Origin of the sequence: Legionella beliardensis (genome assembly GCF_900452395.1) — a bacterium.
Lineage (GTDB): Bacteria > Pseudomonadota > Gammaproteobacteria > Legionellales > Legionellaceae > Legionella_C > Legionella_C beliardensis.
The window spans coordinates 1,966,909-1,979,211 of the sequence record NZ_UGNV01000001.1 but is presented as its reverse complement, the minus strand read 5'-3'; the positions used below and the strand labels follow the sequence as shown (position 1 = coordinate 1,979,211).

Here is a 12,303-nt window from a genome sequence, read left to right as displayed (position 1 = left end):
AAAAAAGATATTTGTTTATCGACAATTGAGGTCTTAGCGATAAATCTTTTATAGCCATGTTTAATTTTTTAGTTGATATTAAAAAATTAATTATTTGATAATGATAAATAAAGGAGAGCTATGATGAGAAACAAAGGAATGTCAGATAATATGAATGAGATGGCAGAGCAAGGCAAAAAAGAGCTGAAAAAATCAGGAAAAGACTGGCTTGACTATGTGCAAAGTCATCCTTTGCAATCGATGGTTTTTGGTGTTGTTATTTATTTTGCCTTAAAAGGCATGATGCACGATTAAAATCAGATAGAAGTAAGCTAAGGTATTTCCTTTATTTAAAATAATTGGTATTAAGCCATTTATGCTTAATACCAATCTTAGTAAATCAGTTAATAAAATTTTAAACGGTTCAAAATAAGATTTATATTCTCAATTGTGTCAGGTATATTATTGCGTTAATGAAAATACTTATTGCTACTTATTCATTTTATTAGCAATATTTATAGGTGCTTAACATGATTTATTTAGTTAAATAACTTGAGGTTGATTAAAGTAATTATCATTTGTTTTTTTGATTAAATACCTACTCATTAGATAACTAGGAAGCGTCAGAATTGCTCCCATACAAAATAGTGTCTGCCAAGAAAAATAGTGGATAATTACTATACCTAGTGTGGGTGTTAGTAAAGATTTAACGCCACCTATAGCTGCAATAAATGCATAATTAAATGCGCGTAATCGGCCCTGAGCTAAATGAGTATAAAGTAGAATAATTAAAACACCCAGCAAACCTTCAAATAAACCTAAAATTAATTGTAACCAAAATAAATGCGAGATAGTGTCACTTAATACGGGCAATAATACTAAGCAAATTGCTTCACCAAGAAGGCCTAATGAAATGGCCTTAAAGAAAGAGAAACGCAATAAAAAGAGAGCTAGTAAGGGGCTGATACTTAATGCCATAATATTAGTTGCTTTTATTAAAAGAGCAATTTGTGCTAAATCATATTTTTTTATTTGATACAAGTAAGCCGGGTAAATTGAATTAATTAGGCTATCGCCAAACTCAAAAAAGAAAATAAAACTCAGAAATAAACCACTTTTATTTTTTGACCATAAAAACTTTATGGCTTTAAACTTTGAAAAATTATCTATTGGGCGGACATATGGCTTTTCAGGATTTGTAAATGTTATTAGGCAAATTATTATTACAATACCTGCCATCAATTGGTAAGCCATTTGCCAACCATAAAATTGTGCGATTATTAATCCTCCTGCGCCTGCAAATAAATAACCTATGCGAAAGCCTACAATATAGAAAATACCGATTAATTTTTCTTGCTGTCTTTCTTGTGCAATCAATTCACTACGATAAGCATCAATACTTAAATCTTGTGTTGCTGAAAATAGGGCAATAAAGGCTGCAACTAATCCTAACCATGTTGTGTTCTTATTCGGAGAAAGAAACGACATTATTATAGTTAAAAATATAATGATGAGCTGCATACTAATGATCCAGCTTTTTCTCAGTTGATGGCCAAATACAAGATAGGTATCACAGTAATTTGCCCATAAAAACTTAAAGAGATAAGCTTGTGCTATTAACGCAAGCCATCCTAAGGTTGCTAAAGATAAGCCTGTGGCAATATACCAACTTTGCAACGTTGTTGTGACAAGCGCAAAAGGAATAGATGAACTCATTCCATGAATGAATACAATAAAGTAATTGATTATTACTCCTGATTTATAGTTTTAATAATTCTATCTCGATGTAATAAACTATCCTATCATTCTAAATAGTGATGGCGTTAGTTTTTAAGAACAGGCTAATAGATTTAAGTTTCTCATTAAATGAAGTTAGCTTATATAATGGTAATCAAGTGAATTTAACTCAGCAGCAGCGTCTGATGGTATAAATGAACATGGTTTGGTTGCTCATCTTTTATACTTAACAGGCTCTGCTTATGAAACGAGAGATAACACACGCCCTGCTATATCAAATACGTTATGGGCACAATATATACTTGATAATTATAAAACAGTTAATGAAGTGGTAGCAGCTACAGATAAATTCCAAATTAGAGAAACGGTTGTTTTCTAATCAAAAATGGCCTCTACATCTTAATATTCAAGATTCTTCAGGGGATGCTGCGGTGATTGAGTTTATTAATGATAAAAAGGTGATTTATCATGGGCCACAATATATTATCTGGCTTGATTTAAATACATTAGATTTTGCTGAAGGAAAGCCTGTTTTATCTATTGATTCTAATCAAGACAGTTTGGTTGATGATATTAAGCAACGATTACAAAGCCAATCATAAGTTAATAGCATTTATTTAAAAGGGTCATTTTTTTAAATTAAAATTTAAGAGCAAGCTAAGGCGGCTTTAATTGTTGTGTGGCGTACTGCACATTTCTTCAGCACGCTTTCTCGCTATTAGTCTAGGAAAAGCGAGGTATTAATTAAATCCTAGAAATATTGTCTTCGTTGACCAATGTGTTTTCCAAAGTATAATATGTGACCTTTATAATCTACTTGATAATTTAACTGCTTTTTTGGCTAATTTTCACTAGTCTTTTTCACGCCAATTTAAATTAAGCATCGTTAAACTTAGGAAGCAAGTATTTAAATCCAGTCATAAGATAAGCCCTAATGCAATTAAGTGATGATAGTCAGACACTTCTTGAAGTAAATGAAAGCGATATGATTGACGGCTCTTATCAGATTCCCTCTGGCGTCACACGGATTGGTAAGCAAGCATTTATTCATTCTAGCGGTTTGAAAAAGGTAATGTTTCCCCCCGCTGGTGTCACGTTTATAGGTAAGTCAGCATTTAACCAATGTATCAATTTAACAACAATAGTGCTTCCTGAGAGTATCACTTCTATAGAGCGTGCGGCATTTCTTGGATGTACTAGCTTACAAATGCTCACACTTCCTCCTGGCCTGACAACCATTGATGTTGGAGTATTTTACAATTGTACCAGCTTACAAAGCATAATAATTCCAAGTGGTGTCACAGTAATTGGTATTTCAGCCTTTGAAGGATGTGCCAGCTTACAAGCGATAACCCTTCCTGCTGGGGTTCATATTATAGGTGATCGAGCATTTAGTGATTGTAGTTGCTTACAAAGGATAACGCTTCCTGCAGGCATTACATCAATTGGTGAGCAGACCTTTTCAGGGTGTAGTCAATTAGAAATAATTATGCTTCCTGCCGGTGTGACATCTATTGCTTCTAATGCATTTCAGGGCTGTGCTAATTTAAACTATATTATAATTGATAGTGCTGCTGAAGCTGACGTGACACGAATAATTGCCTTATTACCTAATGAGTTAAAAAGTAAAGTTATCACCAAAAGTTGGTCCGATGGGATTATGCGCCTTCAGGACAAACAACTAGCCAGGCTTCTCTATACGCCGCAAACTAATCGGATTTATCGCTTCTTTCATTTGGATACTCAACACGTGTCGCAGGTTGAGGTAAAAAATAAACAAGGAGAGCAAATTGCAAAAGTATGTAAACAGCTCCCTGAAGAGCTATTTTGTTATATCAATGTACAAGGAGTCGAGGCTAATCTTTATTACCAAAAAGCGAAAGATTTAGTAAGTCGTTTGCCCTGGCCTAGAAATGACAATGAGTTTAAAGATTATCAAAAACACTTAGATGACATCATTAAGGCCCATATTAAGCAGGCACAAGATTTTAATAAGGCTAAAGAGAGCAAGACTAACTCTAGTAATTGTGTAATAAGTTAATTTGCAAACGTAGTATTAACTTTAAAGGCCTTGTTAAAGTTAGGTTTAAAGCTAAAGGCGAGTCACATAGGAAGTAAAGAAAAAGTAAAGCTCGCTTTTTTACTCTTTATAACTTGATATTTTTCAAATGAAGTACAGCCAAATATTTATTTTTAGCACCTAATTTTTTATTGGCATTATGAAGATGAAAATTAACTGTTCGTTCAGAAATATGAAGCTGTTTGGCAATCAAATGAACTCTAAAGCCCTCGGCAGTTAAAATTAGGCATTGCCTTTCTCTTTTTGTTAAAGCAGCTAGACACACTTGTTCTGGGAGAAGAGACCTTAAAAAATGCAGGTAAATATAGGCGACAGCTAACCAAATATATTGCTTATTATGCCAATTAGTTAATCCATCCTCGTCTTTGCGCTGATGCAAAACTAAGATGATAAAGTCACCTTTAGGACCATATATAGGAATACATAAACCTTTATCAATACCAAATTGAATAGATTCTTCCCGCATTCTCTTTTCACGTCTATTTTTTGCGAGTCGCAATTGTTCATTAACATCCCAAAAAATAGGTAACGTGGCATGTTCAGATGATTCTAAGGTACGATCGATATCTGCATACTGTTGTTCAATATAATAATTGTGCCATGCACTTAATTCTGGCGTAACCCAATCATAAATTAAACGATTACCTGTTTTAGTATGCTGTTGATAATAAGTAACGGCTAAACTTTTAATACCTTGTTCAGCAAAGTATCTACCAAGATGTTCTGATAATTCCTCATTTGTTTTAGCTCCTGCCAATAAATTATTCATTTTATGCATAATTTTCCTATAAACCTGCTATAAATGACAGCTTTTCAATGTCACTGCGATTAAATATTATACAATAAATAATTGTCGAGGATGCCATTATGGTGAAAATTTTTACATCTTTTCTTTTTTTACCCAGCTTAGCTCTCGCAGCTAATATGACCAATCAAATAGAAGGCGTTGGCCCACAAGGAAAAATTAGGCCTTGGATTTGTATCCAAAATAAGTTAGGTAATTTAACTCTATCCTTAGCTCCAGGGCAATCAGGAGACGCTAATAAAGCATCAGGCAATCTTTCTTATGCGGGAGCTACATTAAGGTTTGATGGTTGTGGCAATAATAATACTTACCTTGGTTATGTTGGTATTAATATTAGCAGTAACGGCAATAACTCTATAACAAAATATACCCCTCCTGATGGGATCCATATTAGTTATGCTAATCCCAATATCAATGCGCAAGGACAGGTAGGAGGAAGGATAGTTTATACGCCTATTAAGATTAATAAGGAACTTAGAAGTGCGAAAGCTGCCAATTATTGGGAATTAGCAGGAATTAACCTATCTGGGCTTGAATTTGGGAAGGTGATTGACCCTACTGTTATTCCTAATCTATCGCAAGAAGACACTGACTCTCAATATTCTGACTTAAAAGAAACTGAAGCATTTATTCAGGCAGGTATGAACACGGTAAGAGTACCTTTAAGTTGGGGATATTTGCAACTCGATGGGCCTGGCAAGGGCAGCTCAAACTTAGATTATTACAATAATTACATAAAACCATTACTGCAAACTTTAACCAAAGCAAAAGTTCACACCATTGTCGATTTACATGCTTACATGCGTTATTCTAAATTTGGTGAGCAATACTCTGGATGCGGCCCTAGTGGCAATTGTCCCGATGGTACTTTAATTGATAATGAAGAAGCTTATAAGTCAGTTTGGAGTCAGCTTATTAAATTAATTCAGAATGATTCAGAGATCAACAAAGATTATATACTTTTAGATTTAATGAATGAGCCAGTAAAAGTCCCTAATGATAAAGTCTTCACTATCCAAGCCTCTCTCATTAAAATGTTGCGTAACAATCAATACACAGGTTACATTTTAATTGAAGGTAATAATTGGTCTGGTTTACATTCTTGGAGCGACGAATGGGTTGGTGATAATAATCAAGTCTATGCTAATGCAACTTTATTTACACGAGAGAATTTTATTAAATCTGGCATAACAGACTTATCTAAAATTTTAATTAATGTGCATCAGTATTTTGATGCTGATTACAGTGGTACGCATGACCAATGCTTAACAGATTTAACTTCTCAAGGCCCACAGGGATTTAACTTAAACCCATTTATTGAATTTTTAAAGAATAATCAGCTTAAAGCAATAGTCACTGAATTTGGTGTTGGTAAAGATTCAGCAAGTTGCTCTGTTGCTCTTAACCAATTTATGCAGTACTTGCAACAAAACGCGAGTAAAGGTAAGAGTTATGGGTTTGCTGGTTGGACAATTTGGTCCTCAGGTCATGGTTGGGGTGATTATAACCTACGGGTTAAATCAGATTCTTATGCTATGCAAGTGCTTTCTGATTACCTATAGCTACACTTTACGTGAAGTATAGCTAAACGGCTTGATGTAGGCAGGTATATGCAGTGAGCAATGTTGAATAAGTATGACATTATCCTCTAGACCTTTCTTCGTATTGTGTTTTTTCTAATTCATTAAATACATTGAGAAGGTTTTGAGGGTTAGTCTCTCGGGCTAATTTTGGTAAATCCAGTCTTAAATCTATACCCGTGAGATACTGACTAGCCAACGTACCCATGTCTTTAGTTTTGATAACACCGTTTGTTAGCGTTTCCATCACATAGTTGCCAAAGAGAAAGGCTTCATATTCCTGATTTAATATTAAAATTACCAAAGGAGACTTTAAGCCCTTGATTAAAGATTTGCTTTTGGATAAGCAACCTTATTAATTTAAATAAAACCTCCACTTTTTATTTAATTTAATGATTGGATGAGATGATATTGTATTTAAGTAGTAAGGAATGTCTTAGGATTGCGGGACTTTCTAGTCCCGCTAAAATACATACGCTGTTTCAGCAAAGCTGCCGCCTAAGTCAATACTAGTTTCAAAAAATATTAGTATTTTAAGACGTATAAGTTATCCTTAGCAAAATTTATTTCTGTAAAGATATTCTAATGATAAAAAAACTAATTTTTTTGTTAATAATTTGCTCATTGATTACAAATGTATTTGCAAACGTTCCGGCTTTTAAGTATCTAATAAATCAGAATGAACAAGCGTCCTGGACAATTGCAGCACAAGAAGATGGTTATTTCCAACTACTTGGCCTGCATGATGATAAAAAATTTATTGTTCAAGTTTCAGACCTCTACAATAGTCTTCCTTCAGATACTATTACTATTCATTGCAATACAGGTAATGGACAGATTGGCCGATATGATGTTGCAGCTGGGACAACGCTTACATGTTATCCTCATTTTCATGATGTCATCACAATAGCGATTGTTCCGCAAAATTTTAAAAATGGTGCTACCGGTAATTTTAGGTATGAATTCTATAAGCATACAAATAAAGAAAATAAACTCAAAAAAAACAGGTTTTTTTTATAAAAGAACAAATAAATTGTCTAACAACACAGAGTATAATATTAAGCTGCTTCCTTAATCGATATTATATAAAAGCAGCTAAGCAATTAAATTAATCACGCTTTAATGCTTTTTGATTACACTCGATTTTACCCCCGATCAAAATGATATTATTAGATCAAATAGATCTTATGTTAAACAAAAATAGTTGCATTGGGGTTAATTAAATGTTATATTTTTCCAAAATGCGCAATTTGAGCTCAGCTTGCAGGCGCATAATAAATATGCTAAAGCGAGGTTTAACTATGTCTTTATCCTTTTTAATTCTTTTCTTACAACAAATAGCTAGGCTTAATTCTATAGCTGTTCGTCTTGTTTTATACCTGATGTGCTAGTTTTTATTTTTAGAAAAATGAAAAATTAAACTCATTAAAACAGGTGAACTATGGCTAAGTTTAATCAAATTTTATCGTTAACTAGTACAACAGAAATTTATAGTTATCTTCTATGGTTTTTGACAAAATTAACGCGTAAACAAAATCCAGAAAATGAAGCAACAACGTTATTAATTGAAACAATAAAAAATAATTTACTCAATCATAAGCCGCTTGATAAAGAAAATTTTCTGCAGGCTTTAGAAGGCTTAAAAGATAATATAAGCGAAGAACAGTATATTCCATTATATTATTCTATAAAATTTGCCAATATAGAGGGTCAGTCTTTAAAAAAGCGTTGGGAAAATCCTTTTAATCGCTATTTGGAATCGCTCTTTGCTATTGCTTATACTACTAATCCCCCAAAAAAAATGATTGAAGCTGTGGCTTTAATTTCCCAAAAATTAAGTTTGATTTTAGAAAAAAATAGTAATCATCCTAAGGTTCAACTCTTTTTAGCTAAGATTTCTCAAACATCTAGCGAACAAGAAGCATTTGGAAAATTCGAAAAAAATCTAGATGATTTAACTGATCTGCTAACTGAATTAAAGAATGTAAATAGCTCTAATTTTATTCGAGTGTTGTTAATTCATTATAGTTTTGCTAGGTATTTAATAAGAGAAAATATTGATTTTGCAACCCCGCTTCCAAACTATCTACTTAAAGGTGGTTTCTATGATTATTTAAATCAAGTTAACAGTAAAAGTAATCAAGCGACTTTGTCGCGCTTACCGCAACAATTAAGGAAAGATTTTATTGATGGTAAGTTACGAGGGGCTTCTTGTTTTAGCGATTGGAAATTAACTCGCGGCCGTGGGGACTTTACCTTAAACTTATCAACTAATACCTTAGGTACTTGTTTATTGCGGCAAGACCGTGAGCTCTTGCCACAATTACCTCAAACTATTTCTTGGCAGCCGGACGCCATCTGTCAAGCACCTTATTACCCATCTAATCATATTCAAACTATTTTAAATAAAGATTTAACTTATGTTTCTGGACCCTCAGGGATGACTACTTTAATGCTTGGTGTGTTAGAGTTATTATTAGCTTTACCAACTCAAGAATTAAAAGACAACTACGTACTCGCGATAGCAAGTTATTTAGTCAGCGGTGGCCTGCATTCGTTACATGAAGTTTTACTAGTAGCACATGATTTATTAGGCTATTTTCCCAATTATCAATTAGGGGAATACGAAAGTCTTATTAATCATTTTAACCAGGATAAAGAACATCAGAAAAAAATTATTTCATTGTGGGATAATTATTTTGATTATTGTGAACGCTATTTTACAAAGAAATTATTAAATACAGAATTTAATTTAAATTATAAGGCCTATTTTGAAAGTAAACTTGCTCTTGCTGTATTAAACACTGTCCCGCCAGCGGTAACACGTATTTCTCAGCAAATCATCAAGATTGTGAATAAGAAATATTATAAATTTTCAAGCTTGCTACAATCAAATCAGCGATTTGCTGAAGAATTATTTGGCGAGCATTATTTTGGAAGATTACCTAATTCAGGTAAAGACGCGTTGACTGCGGCTTTAGACGCGCTCGCCGATGATCAAACACCTTTAATTCAAATCATTCATATTCATGCTATCTTTAGTCGCTACTTGCCAAGTTTAATTAAACAAGCAAGCTCGCTAAAAAATCAACAAGCGTTTAGTATAGTTAAACATTCCTTATTTGCTAGTGATTTAACACGGGGTCGTTGTACTGTTAATAGCGCTCCCTCACCAACGATCAATATGGGCATAAGTCAACATCCTGTTTACCTTAAGCGCTTAAATAAGACTACCGTACCTCCTCATTTAAGAGGACTAGATGAATTTGCTCCTGAGGTTAAAAGCGATACTTATAGCAAATTTATTCACGGTTTAATGCCATTTGCATCAGGTTTGTCGGGGCATGCACTGCGCTTATTTGAAGCAGCAAATTATTATTGCAATTTATCAGCTGAAGAATGGCAAGAGTATGGTTTAGCGGTATTTGCTTATTTAGCTGCTGGTGGTAATCATAGTTTTTATGAGGTAATGGTTAATTTAGCTGCTTTAAAGGATAAGAAAAGCCCTACCCAATACAATGATTGTATCCCGAAAAGTTTTAGATCAGATAAAAACTATGAAGAGCTGGAGCAAGAGTTCTCGCAGCTTTGTTCCACAATATAAAGTTTTGATGAGAAAAATTATAAAAAATATTTATTTAAATATACTTGAATTTTAGGGGCTTATTAACCTGTAAAAGGTATTATAACTTAATTTTTATTTTGGCAACGACATCCCAAACTGTATTAAAAAAATTGCTAAATACTAATTACTACAGTATAAACTTACTGGAATTTTATTAAGTAAAGGAAAGGATGGTATGTTTAAACTTAAAGGGATAATAATAGCAACTGGTCTTTTAAGTAGTAGTATAGGATTTTCAGGTACAATGGGCCCAGTTTGTACGCCGGGAAATGTTACTGTACCTTGCCCAACAATGGGCTGGGGTGTGGGTATACAGGCGCTTTATTTACAGTCGTTATATAGCAACATAAATTTAAGTGCTGTTAATATTGGTAGCGCTAGTGGAACCCGAATCTATAAAGATTTAGACAATGATTTTGACTGGGGTTTTAGATTAGAGGGCTCCTTTCATTTTAATACAGGCAATGATCTCAATGTTAATTGGGTGCGTTGGCATGAAGATTTTGAAAATAGGTTAACACCCATACCAGGGACTGTTCTTGTCCCAGGCGCGCCTGAAATTAATACAATTTCTCTAGCAACCCGCTATTATAGTAATACTGATTTTGATTCGGTGAATGCTGAATTTGGCCAACATGTTGATTTTGGCGAATTTAAAGATATTCGTTTTCATGCAGGTGCTCAATATGCTCAGATAAAATCAAGATTTCGCGCCAATCAAGTTATTTCTGGTGCACCGCCTGAATTTGCTGACTTAAATGGTTCAGATAGTCTGACAGATACATTAAAATTTAATGGTGGTGGTCCACGTCTTGGCCTAGATATGATGTATAACTGGGGTAATGGCTTTGCTATTTATGGTAAAGGCGCAGTGGCTGCTCTGGTTGGCGAAACAAAATATTATAATAATTCACCATTCAGTGATGAGGATGGTAATCGCTCACGGCCAGTACGTTCTTCCTATACAGGCTTAGTACCTGAGCTAGATGCTAAACTCGGCGCAGCGTATACATTTCCTCTAGCACAAGGTAATTTGACGCTTGATGTTGGTTATATGGTTGTTAATTACTTCAATCCTCTCCACATCAGTGATTTAGATTTAAATACAGCGCAAGAAACGAGATTACAAAGCGATTTCGGCCTACATGGCGCTTATGCTGGTATCAAATGGATCGGAGCTGTGTAATTTTCTTTCATCAAGATTAATTTAAATAAAACCTCCACTTTTTATTTAATTTAATGATTGGATGAGATGATATTGTATTTAGATAGTAATGAATTTCTTAGAATTGCGGGACTTCCTAGTCCCGCTAAAATACATACGCTGCTTCAGCAGAGCTGCTGTCTAAGTCAATATAAGTTATCCTTAACAAAATTTATTTCTGTAAAGATATTCTAATGATAAAAAAACCAATTTTTTGTTAATAATTTGCTCATTCAAAATTACGCGGTATATTTATCCATTCTAATGAGTCAATCAAATATGAATAGAAAGATCTTTCTAATTTCTGGGCCACCTGGTGCTGGAAAATCAACTTTAGCACAAGCCCTAGCCCAGCTTTTTAATAAGAGCATCCATATTGAATGTGATTCACTCTATAATATGGTGCAAGGGGGTTACAAGAAACCTTGGGAAGATGGCGCTGATACTTTAATTTCTCTTATGCAAAATGCGCTAGCATCACAAGCCAAAATATACTTACAAGCTGGATTTGTTGTCATTGCAGATTATGTTTGGTCACTCAGGGAGATTTATTGCCTTTTTAACCAAATCGGACACGAAAACATATTTTATCCTATATTTCTTTTGCCAAAGAAAGCTATAAATCTAGCGCGAGATTGTAATAGGGAGTATAGGGTTGGTTCAGATAGAGTCGCAGAATACTGGGATAATTATGAAAGATGGAAGGATAAATTTCCCAAAATATTTTATGATAATTCAGATATTTCAGCCAGTGAAATGGCAAAAAATCTTATAAAAGAAAAAGGGTTCAATCATAGAGAATTAAAACTATTCCTAAACTTATAAAATCCTTTTATATAGCTATTAAAATACATTAAGAAACTATAGCTTTAATTTAAGTGATAAATAGTTTATTTTTTTCTAAACTAATAAGACAGAAGAGGTTAAAATAAGTCTAACTTAATAACAAGCAAACTCTATTTTTATCTATCTTGTAGTTAATATAAATGAATGAAGGCTGTTATGAATAACCATCCAAACGTTGTATGTCCTACCTGTGGCAAGCAAAATACGTGGCAGGTGCAAAATGCATTTAGGCCCTTTTGTTCTGAGCGCTGCAAGCTCATTGATTTAGGCGAATGGGCCAATGAAACGCGAAAAATTCCTGGAAAAACGCTTGACCCAAATCTTAGTGTTTTAACAGATGATGATCCAGATAATTTCTAGGATAATAGAGCACTCTGCCAAAATTAGGATCTCCGTCACTAACGTTTAGGAAGACCTCGCCAATCGCTATAATACTACATTGAGCTT

General features: G+C 33.8%; 13 protein-coding genes. 10 read left to right on the top strand and 3 right to left on the bottom strand.

Annotated features, from left to right (window positions below):
• The first annotated feature begins 120 nt into the window (after nt 1–120).
• Nucleotides 121–294: a hypothetical protein gene (locus DYE47_RS16050; protein ID WP_160149877.1), complete on the top strand. Its 174-nt coding sequence runs from the start codon at nt 121–123 to the stop codon at nt 292–294.
• 228 nt (nt 295–522) lie between these two features.
• Here DYE47_RS16050 and DYE47_RS08765 read toward each other — a convergent pair whose 3' ends face one another.
• Nucleotides 523–1,704 (bottom strand): MFS transporter, encoded by a 1,182-nt coding sequence (locus DYE47_RS08765; protein ID WP_278043871.1) that lies wholly within the window; start codon nt 1,702–1,704, stop codon nt 523–525.
• A 202-nt stretch (nt 1,705–1,906) separates the two neighbouring features.
• Here DYE47_RS08765 and DYE47_RS08760 point away from each other — a divergent pair, with 202 nt between their 5' ends.
• The 3 genes from DYE47_RS08760 to DYE47_RS08750 all read left to right on the top strand — a co-directional run bounded on the left by DYE47_RS08760 (nt 1,907) and on the right by DYE47_RS08750 (nt 3,757).
• A complete protein-coding gene (locus DYE47_RS08760; RefSeq protein WP_115302907.1) occupies nt 1,907–2,095 on the top strand; it encodes a linear amide C-N hydrolase in 189 nt (62 codons plus the stop codon).
• Nucleotides 2,085–2,318 carry a hypothetical protein gene (locus tag DYE47_RS08755; protein WP_115302906.1) on the top strand — a complete coding sequence of 78 codons (234 nt, stop codon included), beginning with the start codon at nt 2,085–2,087 and terminating at the stop codon, nt 2,316–2,318. The genes DYE47_RS08760 and DYE47_RS08755 overlap by 11 nt, the downstream gene beginning before the upstream one ends.
• A 332-nt stretch (nt 2,319–2,650) precedes the next feature.
• Nucleotides 2,651–3,757 (top strand): leucine-rich repeat domain-containing protein, encoded by a 1,107-nt coding sequence (locus DYE47_RS08750; RefSeq protein WP_115302905.1) that lies wholly within the window; start codon nt 2,651–2,653, stop codon nt 3,755–3,757.
• A gap of 106 nt (nt 3,758–3,863) precedes the next feature.
• Here the strand turns inward: DYE47_RS08750 and DYE47_RS08745 are convergent, their stop codons facing one another.
• Nucleotides 3,864–4,574, bottom strand: a complete 711-nt coding sequence (locus tag DYE47_RS08745; protein ID WP_115302904.1) for a helix-turn-helix transcriptional regulator — start codon at nt 4,572–4,574, stop codon at nt 3,864–3,866.
• 89 nt (nt 4,575–4,663) lie between these two features.
• On the opposite strand from DYE47_RS08745, the gene DYE47_RS08740 reads away from it, so the two are divergent.
• Nucleotides 4,664–6,163, top strand: a complete 1,500-nt coding sequence (locus tag DYE47_RS08740; RefSeq protein ID WP_115302903.1) for a glycoside hydrolase family 5 protein — start codon at nt 4,664–4,666, stop codon at nt 6,161–6,163.
• Nucleotides 6,164–6,242: 79 nt separating this feature from the next.
• Here the strand turns inward: DYE47_RS08740 and DYE47_RS08735 are convergent, their stop codons facing one another.
• Nucleotides 6,243–6,485 (bottom strand): hypothetical protein, encoded by a 243-nt coding sequence (locus tag DYE47_RS08735; protein WP_218019043.1) that lies wholly within the window; start codon nt 6,483–6,485, stop codon nt 6,243–6,245.
• Nucleotides 6,486–6,766: 281 nt separating this feature from the next.
• Here DYE47_RS08735 and DYE47_RS08730 point away from each other — a divergent pair, with 281 nt between their 5' ends.
• From DYE47_RS08730 to yacG, 5 genes are all read left to right on the top strand, one after another.
• Entirely contained in the window at nt 6,767–7,201 is a 435-nt protein-coding gene (locus tag DYE47_RS08730; RefSeq protein WP_115302901.1) for a hypothetical protein, read from the top strand.
• A gap of 421 nt (nt 7,202–7,622) precedes the next feature.
• Nucleotides 7,623–9,785 carry a hypothetical protein gene (locus DYE47_RS08725; RefSeq protein ID WP_115302900.1) on the top strand — a complete coding sequence of 721 codons (2,163 nt, stop codon included), beginning with the start codon at nt 7,623–7,625 and terminating at the stop codon, nt 9,783–9,785.
• 196 nt (nt 9,786–9,981) lie between these two features.
• Nucleotides 9,982–10,992: an Lpg1974 family pore-forming outer membrane protein gene (locus DYE47_RS08720; RefSeq protein ID WP_115302899.1), complete on the top strand. Its 1,011-nt coding sequence runs from the start codon at nt 9,982–9,984 to the stop codon at nt 10,990–10,992.
• Nucleotides 10,993–11,289: 297 nt separating this feature from the next.
• The gene (locus tag DYE47_RS08715; RefSeq protein ID WP_160149875.1) at nt 11,290–11,835 is read left to right on the top strand and encodes a P-loop nucleotide/nucleoside kinase family protein; all 546 of its coding nucleotides are present in this window, start codon (nt 11,290–11,292) and stop codon (nt 11,833–11,835) included.
• A gap of 177 nt (nt 11,836–12,012) precedes the next feature.
• A complete protein-coding gene (gene yacG, locus DYE47_RS08710; protein ID WP_115302897.1) occupies nt 12,013–12,216 on the top strand; it encodes a DNA gyrase inhibitor YacG in 204 nt (67 codons plus the stop codon).
• Nucleotides 12,217–12,303 lie beyond the last annotated feature (87 nt).

What these genes read in the sequence shown, in the direction of transcription:
- DYE47_RS08730 (WP_115302901.1), top strand. Translation starts at nt 6,767, where the DNA reads ATGATAAAAAAACTAATTTTTTTGTTAATAATTTGCTCATTGATTACA.
- DYE47_RS08720 (WP_115302899.1), top strand. Translation starts at nt 9,982, where the DNA reads ATGTTTAAACTTAAAGGGATAATAATAGCAACTGGTCTTTTAAGTAGT.
- DYE47_RS08750 (WP_115302905.1), top strand. Translation starts at nt 2,651, where the DNA reads ATGCAATTAAGTGATGATAGTCAGACACTTCTTGAAGTAAATGAAAGC.
- DYE47_RS16050 (WP_160149877.1), top strand. Translation starts at nt 121, where the DNA reads ATGATGAGAAACAAAGGAATGTCAGATAATATGAATGAGATGGCAGAG.
- DYE47_RS08740 (WP_115302903.1), top strand. Translation starts at nt 4,664, where the DNA reads ATGGTGAAAATTTTTACATCTTTTCTTTTTTTACCCAGCTTAGCTCTC.
- DYE47_RS08725 (WP_115302900.1), top strand. Translation starts at nt 7,623, where the DNA reads ATGGCTAAGTTTAATCAAATTTTATCGTTAACTAGTACAACAGAAATT.
- DYE47_RS08715 (WP_160149875.1), top strand. Translation starts at nt 11,290, where the DNA reads ATGAATAGAAAGATCTTTCTAATTTCTGGGCCACCTGGTGCTGGAAAA.
- yacG (WP_115302897.1), top strand. Translation starts at nt 12,013, where the DNA reads ATGAATAACCATCCAAACGTTGTATGTCCTACCTGTGGCAAGCAAAAT.
- DYE47_RS08745 (WP_115302904.1), bottom strand. Translation starts at nt 4,574, where the DNA reads ATGCATAAAATGAATAATTTATTGGCAGGAGCTAAAACAAATGAGGAA.